At 63.3% G+C, this 14,891-nt stretch carries 13 protein-coding genes and 3 pseudogenes; 11 read left to right on the top strand and 5 right to left on the bottom strand.

What is annotated here, in order from left to right; genetic code table 11:
• Positions 1-262 precede the first annotated feature (262 nt).
• Positions 263-964 carry a response regulator gene (locus CIT26_RS31595; RefSeq protein WP_095496200.1) on the top strand — a complete coding sequence of 234 codons (702 nt, stop codon included), beginning with the start codon at positions 263-265 and terminating at the stop codon, positions 962-964.
• Between the two features lie 11 nt (positions 965-975).
• Here the strand turns inward: CIT26_RS31595 and CIT26_RS31590 are convergent, their stop codons facing one another.
• Positions 976-2,127, bottom strand: a complete 1,152-nt coding sequence (locus CIT26_RS31590; RefSeq protein ID WP_095496199.1) for a helix-turn-helix transcriptional regulator — start codon at positions 2,125-2,127, stop codon at positions 976-978.
• A 354-nt stretch (positions 2,128-2,481) separates the two neighbouring features.
• On the opposite strand from CIT26_RS31590, the gene CIT26_RS31585 reads away from it, so the two are divergent.
• Together CIT26_RS31585 and CIT26_RS31580 are read left to right on the top strand one after the other, a co-directional pair.
• The gene (locus tag CIT26_RS31585; RefSeq protein ID WP_095496198.1) at positions 2,482-2,841 is read left to right on the top strand and encodes a hypothetical protein; all 360 of its coding nucleotides are present in this window, start codon (positions 2,482-2,484) and stop codon (positions 2,839-2,841) included.
• Between the two features lie 92 nt (positions 2,842-2,933).
• Positions 2,934-3,368 carry a c-type cytochrome gene (locus CIT26_RS31580; protein ID WP_425350391.1) on the top strand — a complete coding sequence of 145 codons (435 nt, stop codon included), beginning with the start codon at positions 2,934-2,936 and terminating at the stop codon, positions 3,366-3,368.
• Between the two features lie 27 nt (positions 3,369-3,395).
• Here the strand turns inward: CIT26_RS31580 and CIT26_RS31575 are convergent, their stop codons facing one another.
• Positions 3,396-4,538: a CapA family protein gene (locus CIT26_RS31575; protein WP_095496196.1), complete on the bottom strand. Its 1,143-nt coding sequence runs from the start codon at positions 4,536-4,538 to the stop codon at positions 3,396-3,398.
• 144 nt (positions 4,539-4,682) lie between these two features.
• Here CIT26_RS31575 and CIT26_RS31570 point away from each other — a divergent pair, with 144 nt between their 5' ends.
• Together CIT26_RS31570 and CIT26_RS38970 are read left to right on the top strand one after the other, a co-directional pair.
• The gene (locus CIT26_RS31570; protein ID WP_095496195.1) at positions 4,683-5,501 is read left to right on the top strand and encodes a phosphosulfolactate synthase; all 819 of its coding nucleotides are present in this window, start codon (positions 4,683-4,685) and stop codon (positions 5,499-5,501) included.
• Entirely contained in the window at positions 5,498-5,638 is a 141-nt protein-coding gene (locus tag CIT26_RS38970; RefSeq protein ID WP_206072838.1) for a phosphosulfolactate synthase, read from the top strand. The genes CIT26_RS31570 and CIT26_RS38970 overlap by 4 nt, the downstream gene beginning before the upstream one ends.
• A 407-nt stretch (positions 5,639-6,045) precedes the next feature.
• Here CIT26_RS38970 and CIT26_RS31560 read toward each other — a convergent pair.
• Positions 6,046-6,944, bottom strand: a pseudogene (locus CIT26_RS31560) (MBL fold metallo-hydrolase).
• A gap of 163 nt (positions 6,945-7,107) precedes the next feature.
• On the opposite strand from CIT26_RS31560, the gene CIT26_RS31555 reads away from it, so the two are divergent.
• A complete protein-coding gene (locus CIT26_RS31555; RefSeq protein WP_095496193.1) occupies positions 7,108-8,025 on the top strand; it encodes a LysR family transcriptional regulator in 918 nt (305 codons plus the stop codon).
• A gap of 537 nt (positions 8,026-8,562) precedes the next feature.
• Here CIT26_RS31555 and CIT26_RS31550 read toward each other — a convergent pair.
• Positions 8,563-9,432: a PQQ-dependent sugar dehydrogenase gene (locus CIT26_RS31550; RefSeq protein WP_245319630.1), complete on the bottom strand. Its 870-nt coding sequence runs from the start codon at positions 9,430-9,432 to the stop codon at positions 8,563-8,565.
• A gap of 230 nt (positions 9,433-9,662) precedes the next feature.
• Between CIT26_RS31550 and CIT26_RS31545 the strand changes: the two genes are divergently transcribed.
• Positions 9,663-10,370: a substrate binding domain-containing protein gene (locus CIT26_RS31545; protein WP_245319629.1), complete on the top strand. Its 708-nt coding sequence runs from the start codon at positions 9,663-9,665 to the stop codon at positions 10,368-10,370.
• A gap of 374 nt (positions 10,371-10,744) precedes the next feature.
• On the opposite strand, the gene CIT26_RS31540 is transcribed toward CIT26_RS31545, so the two are convergent.
• The gene (locus CIT26_RS31540; protein WP_095496192.1) at positions 10,745-11,287 is read right to left on the bottom strand and encodes a dihydrofolate reductase family protein; all 543 of its coding nucleotides are present in this window, start codon (positions 11,285-11,287) and stop codon (positions 10,745-10,747) included.
• Between the two features lie 215 nt (positions 11,288-11,502).
• On the opposite strand from CIT26_RS31540, the gene CIT26_RS31535 reads away from it, so the two are divergent.
• From CIT26_RS31535 to CIT26_RS31520, 4 genes and pseudogenes are all read left to right on the top strand, one after another.
• A complete protein-coding gene (locus CIT26_RS31535; protein WP_095496191.1) occupies positions 11,503-12,402 on the top strand; it encodes an HNH endonuclease in 900 nt (299 codons plus the stop codon).
• A gap of 104 nt (positions 12,403-12,506) precedes the next feature.
• Positions 12,507-12,742, top strand: a pseudogene (locus CIT26_RS31530) (LysR substrate-binding domain-containing protein); the annotation flags it as partial.
• A 129-nt stretch (positions 12,743-12,871) separates the two neighbouring features.
• Positions 12,872-13,274: pseudogene (locus tag CIT26_RS31525) on the top strand (YciI family protein); the annotation flags it as partial.
• Positions 13,275-13,459: 185 nt separating this feature from the next.
• Positions 13,460-14,731, top strand: coding sequence for an amino acid ABC transporter substrate-binding protein (locus CIT26_RS31520; protein WP_095496189.1), 1,272 nt, complete (start codon positions 13,460-13,462; stop codon positions 14,729-14,731).
• Positions 14,732-14,891 lie beyond the last annotated feature (160 nt).

The raw sequence follows: 14,891 nt of genomic DNA, 5'->3' as shown, positions 1-14,891 counted from the left end.
GATGCGCCGTCACGACGGTTGCTGTTCCCGTGCGGGCCAGTGGACTGAACGGCCCGCGGCCTGTCAAGCCGGCCTGCCCGGCCATCCGACGTCGTTGAACATAACCGCAAGGATGTTTCACAATGATGCCGCACGCCCGATTTCCCGGCTTCTATTGTTTCAATTGTGTCGAACCAGTCCGAAATCGGCAGCAGCCGGGGCCGATTGACCCGGGGTGAACGTGCCCTGTAGGTTTGGAGCGTCGCTCGCCGCGGGGGAACGCATGGCCGACATTATTATCGTGGACGACGAAACCGACGTAGCGTTCATGATCGCCGACTATTTGCAGGCGAAAGGCTACCGCATTCGCACGGCATCCGGTGGTGCCGAATTGCGCGAGGCGATCGCGGCGGCGAAGGCCAATCTTGTCGTTCTCGACCTCAACATGCCGGGCGAGAACGGCTTTAGCCTGGCCCGCTGGCTGCGTGAACATCACGACACCGGCATCCTTATGCTCACCGGTGCCGATTCGGTGTTCGACAAGGTGGCGGGCCTCGAGATCGGCGCCGACGACTATCTGGCAAAACCGTTTTCACCGGTCGAGCTGGAAGCGCGGATCGCCGCGGTGCTGCGCAGACGCATGCCGAAGGGGTCGAACGGTGCCGACGCTTTGCCGGCCGGGCAATTCGCCTTCGGAACCTATGTGTTCGACGCTCGCGCGAGAAACCTCATCGACGCCGACGGCGTAGCCATTCCGCTGACGCCGATGGAGCTCGATCTGGTGGCAGCCTTCGCCACCCGGGCCGGCCAGGTCATTGGTCGCGACGAATTGCTCGATCTTGCGCCGCCCAGGGGCGACGAGCCGTTCGACCGCAGCATCGACAGCCGCATCACCCGGCTGCGCCGCCGGCTCGAAAGGGACCCAGCCAAGCCGGAACTGATCAAGACGATCCGCGGTGTGGGATACCTGTATCCAAGACGCTGAATGAGTGTGATTCAGGGGCCAGGCTGCCCCGCGGGCGGAACGATCTGCATGACAAGGCGCATCAGATCGGCCTGGCGGGAGGCGCCGGTCTTCTGGAAGATATTGTCGAGATGCGTCTTGGCGGTCGCGTTGGCAATGTGAAGGCTGGCGGCGGTCTCGGCCAAGGTGTGCCCGGCCACCAGGCTGGCGAGCACGCGGGTTTCGGCCATCGTAAGCCCAAAGGCTCTCGCCAGCATTCCGGCGGCATCATGCTCGTCCGGTGCATTGCCGATGAACACCGCGGCTACCGCCGCGGGTTCCATGCCGGCGCGCAGGTCGCCGCCGGCCATCGGCAGCACGCGGGCGAAGACGGGTGGCAGGCCGGATTCGCTAAGGAGGACGGCAAGCCCTGTCTTGCCGATGCTGGCCTCATCCTGAGCCGCAAGCATGATGGCGCTGTGAAGCTCCTTGGAAGCCGACGGGATCTTCGCTTGCAGAATGCCCCGGACATCCTGGATCGGGCCGCCGCTGCGCAGCATGTGCTTGGCCGAGCGGTTGGCGTGCAGGACGGCGCCACGTTCATTGGTGAGGACCACGGCGCATGTGAGCGCATCGAGCGCCTCGGCCATTCCTGCGCGCTCGACAGTGCCGATGTCCAGCATGTTGCTGATTATCACCGAGCGGCGCACATGCGGCAGCAACAGTCTGCCAAGCTTGATTTCGCGCTCGGTGATAATGCCTTGCCGCTTGTGTCGGGCAACGGCGAAGCCGGCAAGGCGGGTAGGGGTGTGGATCAGGAAGAACGACATGACGTCGACCAGGCCTTGCGGCTTCAGGCACTCCTGAAAATATCGGGAGGTCTCCTGATAGGTTTGAGGGGTATGACGCGAGACCACATGCGGCACATCGAGCGAAGGCCATGTCGAGAGATCCTCGAGCAGCCGGGCGTGAATCTCGGGGATATATTTCGCCTGTTGCTCCAGCCAGTATGGCTCTATTCCCACGGTCCTGTAGATCAGCAGCCGATCGTTGGCGAGGTCGTCAAGGTGCAGGACCGCAGTCTGGGCGTTGAGCGCATCCCTGATCCCAGCCAGCGCGTGCTCCCATCGCCCCGGGTCGAGTGCGCAATCGTAGATCGAGCCGATCAGCTTCGACAGATCATGATGCGACAATGCCTTGGCCATCGACGGCCCCCCGCATGTCGACAGCGCGTCCGACGCGGAACGCCGCGCGCTCTCACAGGTGCTCTCGCCCCTCCAAATTTTAGCGATCGCTTAAATTCCGATTATCTCCCCCAAACAGGGGATGCGCAAGCAGCCGGGCGGTGAAATACTCGCGCTTCAGAAGAACGTCACACTTAACTGTGACAACCAGTGGGGTTCAGCGCGTTCTCGGCTCGCGGACCTTAGCCACTGCGATGCAGCCGGGGGAATAATCAAGAATTCTGCCTGCGTGCGCCAACTATCACGGCGCGCGACCGCCTATTGCTGAAACGTTAAGCCGGGCTCGGCTCGGACAATTCGGGATGGAGCAGTATTATGTACAGGTACATTGCTTTTGCAGCACTTTGCATGGCGGCGATGCCCGCGCATGCCGGCGAGCTTGGAGCCATGAAGGCCGAAAGCATCGATCTCGCCGGCTTCCTTGGGGTCGTCTATTATACGCCTCAGGAGGACGGCTATCGGGTGGTCACCACAATCGCGCAGGGCGAGGCTGGCTTGCCAGTGCGTTTCGTGGCGACACTCACCGAGAACCAGATAGTCGCGGTCTCCGTGCCGGGCAAGCTGGGAGAGTCGGACCAGATCATCGAGATATCGCGTGTCGGCGGCAAGCTTGTCGTCAGCCCGCAGGCGATAGACGGGATCGTGGTTTCTTCTCCGAAGGCCGCCGTTGACTGATCCCAAGTCGAGTGATTGGGGGGTCGAGTGAGCGAGGGTAGTGTGATCGATGGTTGCGTGATCCGGGGGCGGGCGCGTTGCGGCGGCGCTGGATGAGCCTGCAACGTGGGCGACAGACGATGTCCCTGTGGCTCGTCCTCCCGTCTGTCGTCGCCTTTACCCTTGCCGCCGGCTTCGGCGCGTCTTCCCAAGCTGAGCTGGCTGCGGGCAAGTTCTACGAGATTGTCGGCGGCAAGGTCGATGCGCGAACCTACAACGGCTTCCGCCGCTATCATGGCAGCTGCAATCATTGCCATGGCCCCGACGGCATGGGCTCGACCTTCGCCTCGGCCCTTGTCGACCGGCTGCCCGACCTCGAGGTCTTCCGGCGCAATGTTCGCGACGGCGTGCGCAGCGGCCCTTCGGTGATGCAGGGCTTCGCCGACGACCCTAACGTTGCTCCTTACATCGACGACATCTACGCCTACCTGCAGGCCCGCGCCGACGGTGCGCTTGGCCGAGGACGGCCTGAGAGGCTTGAAAATTAGTGCCATTGCCTGCTGACCGCAGGCGCTTCACCAAAGAACGGCGAGACGGTGATCATTCCCTAGCGCCACATGCGTGCCGAAAGGCGAGCACTCGCGCTCAAGCATGGCCGCGAGCCAGGCGGCATCTTCGCGCAGGGCGCGGTTTAGCCGGAACCTGGCGAGCTGGAACGGCACGAGGTCGAGCGAAACAAGCGTACCGTCCGGTATCGCGAGCCGCGGCAGGTACATCAGCGCAAGCTCACCGCGAAAGGTTTCGTACCCTGTTATCCCCTCATAGTCGGTGAGGAAGTCGCCGCATCCATAAAGGATCAGCCGGCCGTTGTGGACTTCTATCGGCTTGGGATGGTGGGAGGAGTGCCCATGCACGACGTCGAAACCTGCAACATCGATGAGAGCATGGGCAAGCGCGCGTTCTTCCGCCGGGACTTGGTAGCCCCAGTTGCCGCCCCAGTGGATCGAGGCCACCGCGAGGTCGCCAGGCTGTTTTATGGCCTCGACGGATCGGGCGATCTGCGCGAGCGACCGGGCCGAGACATCCGCCAGCAAATTGACGCCTGGCTTGTAAGCCCCGGCTGCCCATGAAGCTGGAACGCCGCTCGTCTCGAGCGCAAAGCCGAAGACGAGCACGCGGCCGCCGCCGGCCAGTTCAATGACGGCAGGCGCCGCCGCCTCATCCGCGTCAAGCCCGGCCCCGGCATAGGCGAGGCCGGCAAGCCGGAGCGTATCGAGGGTTTCGACCAGGCCAGGCTCATCCCAGTCGAGCACATGGTTGTTGGCGAGTACGCAGCAGTCTACCCGCGCCGCCGCCAGGCAGCCGATGTTTGCCGGGTTCATTTTGTAATTGATCCCCTTGGGCGCCAACGACAGGCTGGTGGCAATGCTGGTCTCGAGATTGATGATCCGCGCGTCCGGCGCTTCACGGTCCAGTTCGGCGAGCGCATCGCCCCAGACATACGCATCGTCGACCTTTCTCGGGATCGGGCCATTGATGCGTTCGGCAAGCTCGACATAGGTCGTCGCCGATTTGACATAGCGCTCGCTAAGGTGCGGATCGCCCGGACTGGCGAGGATCTGGTCGATGCCGCGCCCGAGCATGACGTCGCCGCACAGGAACAGTTTTGCGCTGCTTCGGACGGGCCGTTCGGTTGCATTGCTTGCAATCTGCGGCATCGCTCTCGGATCTCCTCCGTGCCAACACCCGGTGAGCCTGAGGGTTCCCAGCCCAATTTGCGCGGATCGGATCGCGCGCCCAGTCGTTAACGCAGGAGAACCGATGTTAACGCAGGAGAGATCGCCCGCCGAGGCCCCAAAAAAATGACCGACACAGCCTTCTCCTTCATCCCGCGCGCCGCGCGCTCTTCCAAGCCGCGCAAGACCGGCCTGACCGAGATTCGCGGGCCCTACTACAGCGCCTATGGGCCGCGCCATCTGGCCGACGTCCTGGAAATCATGGGCAACTGGATCGACGGCATCAAGTTTGCCGGCGGATCATTCGCCCTGATGCCGCCCGAAACGGTGAAATCGATCAACAGGCTGGCGCATGATCACGATGCCTATGTGTCGACCGGCGGCTGGATCGAGAATGTCCTCCGCTTCGGCCCAGACGCCGTCGACCGCTACATCGAAGAAGCCAAGGCGCTCGGGTTCGACGTGATCGAGATCTCCACCGGCTTCATCAGCCTGCCGACGGAGGCGCTGCTGCGCCTGGTCGACACGGTGAAAAAGGCCGGGCTCAAGGCCAAGCCGGAGCTCGGCATCCAGTTCGGGGCCGGTGGCGACACGTCGGCCAGGGAGCTCGAAGCCGAAGGCACCAGGGATGCCGGCTGGCTGGTCGCACAGGCCCGGCGTGCCCTCGATGCCGGTGCCGACATCATCATGATCGAAAGTGAAGGGATCACCGAAAACGTGACGTCCTGGCGCACCGACGTGGTGGCCCGCATCATCAACGAGCTCGGCCTGGAGGCGGTGATGTTCGAAGCCGCCGACCCGGCGGTCTTCGAATGGTACGTCAAGAACTACGGCAACGAGGTCAACCTGTTCGTCGACCACAGCCAGATCGTGCAGCTCGAAGCGCTGCGCTCCGGCATCTGGGGAACCAAGAGCACCTGGGGGCGGATTCAGAATGTGGGGTGAGGGGCGGNTACGTCAAGAACTACGGCAACGAGGTCAACCTGTTCGTCGACCACAGCCAGATCGTGCAGCTCGAAGCGCTGCGCTCCGGCATCTGGGGAACCAAGAGCACCTGGGGGCGGATTCAGAATGTGGGGTGAGGGGCGGCGCGGCTTCATTCCAGCTTGGGTTCCTCGCCCCCACGAAAGTGGGGGAGAGGTGGCTCGGCGAAGCCGAGACGGAGAGGGGGACTGCGCCTTACGAAAGCCCCCTCTCCGGCCGCTTCGCGGCCACCTCTCCCCCGCTTCGCGGTGGGCGAGGAACCCAGGTCTTGATAGGTCTACTCCGGAATGGTTGTCTGAAGCGATTCCCTACCGGGCAGATGTTGGGTGAGGGCGGCGCGGCTTCATTCCAGCTTGGGTTCCTCGCCCCACGAAAGTGGGGAGAGGTGGCTCGGCGAAGCCGAGACGGAGAGGGGGACTGCGCCTTACGAAAGCCCCCTCTCCGGCCGCTTCGCGGCCACCTCTCCCCCACCTTTCGGTGGGGGCGAGGAACCCAGGTCGTGCCCTCAGCCCCACTTCATCTCGCCGGTGGCGACCTTGGAGCCGATGTCGAGCGCCACGCCCATGCCGAGGCCGGGGAAGCGGGCTTCCATGGCGCCCTTGAGCGCGGCCGCGTCCTTGGCCTTGGCCAGTTCTTCCTCGAAGGCAATAAGGTAGGTTTTGGTGTGCTCGACGCCCGAAAGGTCGGTGGCGGCCTGCGGCGTCATGTGGCCGGGCACGACGATTTCAGGTTTGGCGGCGACGATCTTTTCGAGATTGGCGAGCCAGGCGGCGCGCTGTTCCTTGGTTGGCGTGTCGGCGGTCCAGACATGCACGCCGGAAAAAATCATCACCCCGCCGAACACCGCATTCAGCGACGGCACCGAGAGATAGCGCCGGTTGGCGAGGCCTTCCGCGTCGACGATCTCGATGGTCTCGCCATCGACGGTGAGCGTCTTGCCGTCGAACGTCTCGGGGATGACGACATCGGCGAGCGCCTGCGGGCCGTTCTCCTTGAGCTGCGGCCCCCAAACCGCGATTTTCTTGTCGACGCTGCCGTTGATGGCGGCCACCGTCTCGGCTGCGGCGATCACCCGTGCCTGCGGGAAAGCCTCCTTGATCGGCTTGAGGCCGAAATAATAGTCCGGGTCGGACTGGCTGACATAGATGGTGGTGAGCGTCTTGCCCGTCGCCTTGATCGCGTCGGCCACGGCCCGGCCGTCGGAGTAGGTGAAACCGCCGTCGATCAGCAGAGCCTCGGAGGCGCCGGTGATCAGCACCGGGGCGCGCGAAAGAAGCCGTTTTCCCCGGCCGGAAAATGTTTCCAGGAAAGCCCTGCGGCCGCATGGCCAAACCCGGCGGGAGCGAAGACGGCGGCGGTGCCGGCGGCGAGGGTGGTTTTCATGATGGCTCTCCGTGTGAACATGGATGTCTCCTGGGGCTCGAATGCGGAATTCGGGGCGGCGCATCTCCCGCGCAGCCTCGATGTCTGGAAGATGGCAAAAGCGGAATGCGTATTGAAGGCCGACAAAATAGACGTAATGTAAGCCATTGACTGACAATAAGGTCGCACCTGCCATGGACCACGCATGAACCTGAACCGGCTGGCCTATTTCGCCGCGGTGGTCGACGCCGGCTCGTTCACGCGGGCCGCCGAGCGGCTGGGCATCACCAAGGCGGTCGTCAGCCAGCAGGTGGCGCGGCTGGAGCGCGATGTCGGAACGACGCTGCTGATCCGCACGACGCGGCGCGTCCATCCGACCGAGGCGGGCCGGACATTCCATGCCCGCTGCCTGCAAGTCCTGCAGCAGGCCGAGGATGCCTTCGACGAGCTCGCGCAAGCGGCCACCGAGCCGACCGGCACGCTGCGCATCGCGGCGCCCAACGACTACGGCACGTCGGCGGTGGTGCCGGTGGTCACCGCCTTCAGCGCGCGCTATCCCGCCTGCCGGGTGGAGCTGACGCTGGGTGACGAGACGATCGACCTGGCTTCCGGGGGGATGGACCTGGCGATCCGCGTCGGCTGGCTGGCCGATTCCAGCCTGCAGGCGCGGCGGATCGGCACTTTCCGGCAATTCATGGTGTGCGGCGCCGAGTTTGCCGGGCGGTTCACGGCTGCCGAACCGCAAGACTTGGCCAGACTGCCCTTCGTCGCCAACATGGCGCTGCGCGAACCGCTGCTGTGGCAGTTTTCGCGCGGCGACGACGAGCACCGCGCCGTGCGCATGCAGGCAACGATCGCCATCGACGCGACGCCGGCAGTGCTCGCGGCCGTCCGCGCCGGCGCCGGCCTGTCGGTGCTGCCGGATTTCCTGGTGCGGGACGAGCTCGCCGCCGGGCGGCTCGTTCAGATCCTGCCCGAGTGGCAGCTGCCCTCCGGAGGCATCTACACGGTCTACCCCGCCGCGCGCTTCCGCCCGCCCAAGGTGACGAGGTTTATTGAGATGCTTGTTGCGGCTGAGCAGACGATGGGGCCGGTCGGGGAGGGACGAGAAGGCGCGCGGTAGAACAGGTCGCGCGCGTCTTTAGCGGGATGTTCTTCGCTCAAGACCAAGTCGGAGGGGCGATAGGGACTCGCCTCGACGGCGGCAATGGTCCGAGCTGCCCAAAGTTTCGATTGGCCGGGCTAACCGCTTATTGCTGAAGCTCCAGCTACTGCTGATTTGAGATGCCGTCTGCGCCGCCCTGGTGTTCCCCGCGCCGGTACTGATCCTATTCAGGACCTACCGACTCTCAATCGCTTGCCCGAAGACTACGTTTGCAGGGACCAATGCTCCTGACCCAACGCGGCCGTTACTTCATTGCTGTAGATGGGTCTGGAAGGGGCGGAACTGCGCCTTTCGAAACGCAAAGCGGAAGACCGTTCGTCAGACGGACCATTGTCAAAGTCGCATAAAGCGCGATGCGGGACCGGTGCTAGGCCCTACGCAGCCTCTTAAAGTCCGCCGCAGGCTCGGCAACTTCAATCCGACCACTTCGAAGCGCTCAACCGCCAAACCAATCCGCCAACCTGAAGCGCTTCGCCTGAAAGGAAACGTCGGGCGTCATTGCCTGAAGACGTAAATCGCGCCTCCGGCGTCGTCGGATACGAGCACGGAACCGTCCGGCGCTTCCTTGACATCCACGGGCCGGCCGACGCCTCTGAGGAAAGTCGTCACCGAGACCGGCCGGCCGCCCTTGAAGCGCACGCGCACGACCTGACGCCCCACTGGAACTGACCTGTTCCAACTGCCGTGCTCGGCGACCAGAGCGTCGCCGCCGAGGCTGCGGAAGAAATGGATTCCGAGGGTTGCGACATGCGCTTGAAATTCGAAGACGGGCGGAATCTGCTGCGCGGGCGGCCGTGCGTCCCGGAACCCTTTAAGCCGAATTCGGCCCCCGGAGTAGGGAAAGCCATAAAAGCCGCCCGGCCGAAGCTCGTTCAGTTCGTCCGGCGGGATATCGTCGCCCATTCGGTCGGCGCCGTTGTCAGTGAAGAACATGGTGCCGCCGCGCCAGTCGAAGCCGACCGAATTGCGAACGCCCCAAGCGACGCGCCGAAGATCGGACCCGTCCTGGTTCATGCTGACGATCGTGCTTTGCAGTCCACGCGGCAAACAAATGTTGCAAGGCGATCCGAACGAGACATAGAGCCGGGAATCGGGGCCGACGGCAATATAGCGAAGACTGTGGGCTCCCGAATTCGGCAGCCCTCGGCGAATGTCGCGCCTGCCGCTCAGAGCGCCCCCCGGCCCGATGTCGAACGCGGTCACGCGGTCCCTCGAAGCTACGAACAAACGACCGCGTGAGCATGCGACTCCATTCGGAGCGGAGAATCCGGAGGCAACCCGCCGGGCGCGGCCGCCGGACACCGGCACCGCGTAGACCGAGGAGCGTTTGGTTCCGACGAACAGTACGTTGCCGCAGACCGCCATTTCGCGCGGCGGGAGCGCGGGCGAGAACCTCAGCCCGCGCGGGTCCGAGGGCGAGAGCGACGCCAGAGGCGGCCGCCGCGACCGAGACGAGAGCGAGAAGCCCAATTCTAGCGGAAAGGAACCCGGCCTTAGGGGAAAAGACGTCCATCGGCGCCCTCCGAATACAAGCTGACTTTGCTGGAGGGAATTGGGGCGGCTTGTTCTCGTTTCAAGCCAGAGCCCAGGCCTCGTTGCAAAGTGGTCTCCCGGCTTCATGGGCTGGCTCGGCAACGGTCGAGGCGAAGCGCTCCAGCGACGAGCTCGCGCAGGCGGCCGCCGAGCCGACCGGCACGGTGCCGGTGGTCACCGCCTTCAGCGCACGCTATCCCGCCTGCCGGGTCGAACTGACGCTGGGCGACGAGACGATCGACCTGGCTTCCGGTGGAATGGACGTGGCGATCCGCGTTGGCTGGCTAGCCGATTCCAGCCTGCAGGCGCGGCGGATCGGCACTTTCAGGCAGTTCATGGTGTGCGGCGCCGAGTTTGCCGGCCGCTTCAAGGCCGGCGAACCGCAAGACCTGGCCGGCCTGCCCTTCGTCGCCAACATGGCGCTGCGCGAACCGCTGCTATGGCAATTTTCGCGCGGCGACGCCGAGCACCAAGCCGTGCGCATGCAGGCAACGATCGCCATCGACGCGACCCCGGCCGTGCTGGCGGCAGCCGGCGCCGGTCTGTCGGTGCTGCCGGACTTTTTGGTGCGGGATGAGCTGGCCGCAGGGCGGCTCGTCCAGATCCTGCCCGAGTGGCAGCTGCTCTCCGGAGGCATCTACACAGTCTACCCCGCCGCGCGATTCCGGCCGCCCAAGGTGACGAGGTTTGTTGAGATGCTGGTTGCGGCTGAGCAGAAGGTGGCGTCAGGCGGGGAGGGCGAGAGCGGTAAGGTTGGGGCGAGGCGCTGATGGCCGAAACGGGCGAGCTTGACGCGCCGAGGCCGAAGCTGCCGATCTCCCCCCTTGAGGGGGAGATGGCCGGCAGGCCAGAGGGGGTTGTCTCGCGTAGTGCGCCAACCTCCACTGTCGCAAGAGAGGAGGTCGCGCCCGATCGAACCGACCCCTCTGCCCTGCCGGGTATCTCCCCCTCACGGGGGGGGGGGAGATTGGCTATCATCGGCGCCTTCGCCAATCACCAGCGTTGCAAGATGAGCGCCAAGGCCCGAACTGCCGATCTCCCCTCTTGTGGGGGAGATGCCAAGTGGTGGCAAAGGGGGCAGGGCAGAGGGGGGCGCTGTCCCGTCAAGTCATCAACGAAATCGTACATTGCACCGTTACGCGTCTCACGACTTCCCCACAACCGGCGCATACTCAAGCGCCACCACGCCGTTGCTGAATTGCGTGGCCGAGATCAGCTCGAGCGGCACTTGCTCGCCGGGCGAGAACAGCGGCTTGCCCTGGCCGACGGCGCCGGGATAACTGAGCAGCCTGATGCGGTCGACAAGGCCGTGGCTCAGCAGCTGCTGGGCGATGCTTAGGCTGCCATGCACATAGATGTTGCCGCCGCTGCCTTGCTTCAGTTCCCTGACCGCATCAGGCAGCGCGCCCTTCAGCAACTCGGCCGGTTTCCAGTCGAGCTCCTTCAAGCTCGTTGACGCGACATATTTCGGCAGCGCGTTGAACCGGTCGGCGAAGTCTCCGGTTTCGTTGGGCCACGAGCCGGCAAAAATCTCATAGGTCGTGCGCCCCAACAGCATGGCGCCGCTGTCGGCAAGCTCGTCTTCCTTGAACCTTTGCATTTCATCGTTCCAGGTCACACCGGGCAGCTTCTCGACCTCGGCGATGCCATCGACGCTGATGAATTCGGTGACGATGAGCTTTCGCATGGGGGTTCTCCTTCTGTCAGAGGACGGATGGCGCTGGCCTTTTGTGACATGCTCTGGGAAAAATACCGGCGCATTGTAGGGGGCTTTCCCTATTCGCCTCCAAAGGACCGATATCATTGGGGAAAAGCTTCTCCGGTCTGGACGAATCTCCCAAGATCGGATTTTGTTGTTACATCTGAGGCAGATATTCCCAAAGAGCGCATTGCAGGAAGATCATGGGATTCGGGATCTTCATTCACCGCTCAGATTCGATCTACAATGACCGTCCCGCAGTGCAGTACCAGTTTCCCCGCTCGTATCTAAGCCGCGTCGAAGCATGCGTCAGCCACTGGATCATCTATTACGAGCCCAGCAAGATAAACGATACCCGTGGCTATTACGCCGTAGCCAAAGTCCAACAGATCATTCCCGATCCTGTGGCGCCTGATATGTACCTCGCTCTGATCGAGCCCGGAACCTACCTCGATTTCGTCAATCCTGTTCCATTTAACGGACCTGATGGTCTCGTTGAACGAGGCTTGCTCAACGACCAAGGACGGATTTCCGGTCGCGCCCAATCGGCCGTCCGCCCAATCAGCCCAGTCGATTTCAACCGCATCATCGATCTGGGCCTGGACACGAATGAGTTGTTGCTGCCGCGCGTTGATGAGGTCGAAGCATCTGCTGGTTTTCAGGATGAGCAGGCGCCATTCGAATTCGAGCAGAGCCGTGATCGCGTAAACTACATCGGATCGCGAATCGTACGGGACCGCATTTTCCGTCGCATCGTCTTGCGCGCCTATGATGAGCGGTGCGCGATTACAGGACTCAAGTTGATAAATGGCGGCGGTCGGGCCGAGGTTTCCGCCGCGCATATTCGACCGGTCGAGGCGAGCGGGCCTGATGTGATCAACAATGGGATCGCACTTTCCGGTACAGCGCATTGGATGTTCGATCGCGGATTGATCAGCCTATCCGATGACTTGGCAATCCTAATCTCACGACAGGTCAATGACCTCGACAGCGTGCAGGCATTTATAAACAAGACCGGCCGCGCACTTCCGCCTCGCCGACAGTTCGAACGTCCGCACCCTCGCTTTTTGCAATGGCATCGTGAGAACTGCTTCAAGCAATGAGGCTGAACTAGGTTGTCGCCGCGCTGAGGCGCGGTGAACCAAGGGTGAACCAAGATAGTAGGCCGAACCCCAGCGCTCACAACGGAAATGCCCCGCCATTCCGCGCCGGCGCCGGGCTGTCGGTGCTGCCGGATTTCCTGGTGCGGGAAGAACTGGCCGCGGGGCGGCTCGTCCAGATCCTGCCGGACTGGCAGCTGCCCTCCGGAGGCATCTACACAGTCTACCCCGCCGCGCGCTTCCGCGCGCCCAAGGTGACGATGTTGTGGAGATGCTGGTCGCGGCTGAGCGGGAGATGGGATCAAGCGGGGAGGGGCGGCGACCGGCGGAGATGACTCGATAGGTTTGCGAACGTCCGCGCCCTGCGCCTCAACCGTTGAAAAAAAATTGGAGGACGATGTCGATTTCCGAAAACCTCGTTCGTCGTTTCGATGCCACGCCGATGAGGGCGACTCAAACAAGGAGACAGACGATGCGTGTGATGGTGTTCGTGAAGGCTGCCGAAGACAGTGAAAAGGGCTTTGTCCCCGCCGGAGGCGATGGGCAGATTTAATGACGAGCTTCGCAATGCCGGCATCCTGCTCGCCGCCGACGGCCTCAAGCCTTCCTCGCAGGGCAAGCGTGTTGCGTTCGATGGCCCAGGCCGTACGGTCATCGACGGGCCTTTCGCCGAGACCCGCGAGTTGGTCGCCGGCTTCTGGCTCTGGGAATTTAAGGACATGGACGAGGCGGTCGCCTGGGTGAAGCGCTGCCCAATCCCATGCCGGGACCGAGCAAGATCGAAATCCGGCCGCTGTACGAGATGGCTGATTTGCAATGACACTCTGACGCCGGAGGTCACGGAAATCCATGACCGGACGCGCGAAAAGCTCAGCGGCATTGGAAAGGGAGGACCGAACATGGCTTCTGTCGCGCGGGTCGCTACATGGACGACCAGCACGAAGTGCTGAGGTGCGCTGCAAGTATGGATTTTCAGAGAGCTGCAGCGAGCGTTTCCAGTAGATTTGTGTGGTGTGCGGACATATCCTGCAACTTTAGGAACGAATGCGGGAGGACCATCATGCCAAAGAAGGACGTAAGCTTTTCTCGACGCACATTTCTCGGCGGCAGCGCCCTGGCGCTTGCCAGCGGCACGATTTCGATGCCGTTCGTGCGGACCGCGCGCGCCCAGGCGGCGACTTTCAAGGCCGGCGTCATCACGTCTCTGTCGGGCGAGAATATTTCGGGCGGCAATTTGACCAAGAACGGTTACGATCTCTGGGCCGAAGCGGCCAACGAGAAGGGCGGCGTCGAGGTCGGCGGCGAGCGTTTCATGGTCGAGATGTTCTATGGCGACGACCAGAGCAATCCGGCCACCGGCGCCGACGCCGCCGAACGGCTGATCGTGCAGAACGAGGTCGATTTCCTGCTCGGCCCCTACACCAGTGGCTCGACAATCGCCGTTCAGCCGATCTGCCAGAAATACCAGGTGCCGATGATTTCGGGCTCGGCCGAGTCGCCCAATGTCTGGTTGGCCAAGCCCGAATTCAATTTCGGCATCATCCCTTCCGTCGACACGACATCCGGCCAGTCGCTGGGCGTGCTGGCGGCGCTGTCAAACCCGAAGGCGAAGACGATCGCGGTGATCGGGGTCAACGAACCCTTTTCGAAGGAGACCGGCGAAGGCTTCCAGCGCGGCGCCAAGGAAGCGGGGCTCGAAGTCGTCGCCTACGAACTCGTTCCGGCTTCCGGCGATCTCACCCCCGTAATGTCTAAGATCGCCGCCCTCAACCCTGACATCGTCGCGGTGGGCGGGCATGAAGAGCCGCTGATAAATGTGATCAAGACGTCGAAATCGCTGAATTATCGGCCGAAGGCCTTGATCATGCATTACGGCGTGACCAATCCGGCCTTCGCCGAAGCGCTCGGCGCCGATGCGAACGGCACCTCCGGTGTCGCCGTATGGCTGCCTACGGTGCCCTACAAGGACGACCTGTTCGGCACCGCACAGGACTATGTCGCGCGGGCCCAGGCTAAGTTCGGCCATGAGCCCGACTACACGGAAGCCGCCTGCTCGGCCAGCGGCCTCGTCTTCGCCGACGCGGCCAAGCGACTGGGCAAGAAGCCTTCGCTCACCCCCGAGGACCGCGTCGCCCTCAAGGATGCCATCGCCGACACCGACATCACGACTTTCTACGGACCGATCAAGTTCGAGAAGGAAGGCGACCACTATCACGACAACATCCAGCCGGTGCCAGTCGTGATCCAGATCCAGGATGGAAAGACCGTCGCTGTCGGCCCGAAGGAAGCGGCCGCGGCCGAGTTCATCTACCCGTTGCCGTCCTGGAAATAATCGCGACTTGAGGCGGGCGGAGGCGCTATTCGCCGTCGCCTGCCACGGCAGCGGGCAGCATGATGACGGCCGGCTCTTCCAAAGGCCGGCTGTAGGTTGGGCTTTATACTGCGGGCGTCAATTCGCACTCGCGCCAAAAGCATGTTGCGGACTTCTTGGA

The sequence above is a fragment of the Mesorhizobium temperatum genome, assembly GCF_002284575.1.
Classification (GTDB): domain Bacteria; phylum Pseudomonadota; class Alphaproteobacteria; order Rhizobiales; family Rhizobiaceae; genus Mesorhizobium; species Mesorhizobium temperatum.
Note: the sequence above shows the minus strand (reverse complement) of the source record. Positions and strands in the feature narration are given on the sequence as shown.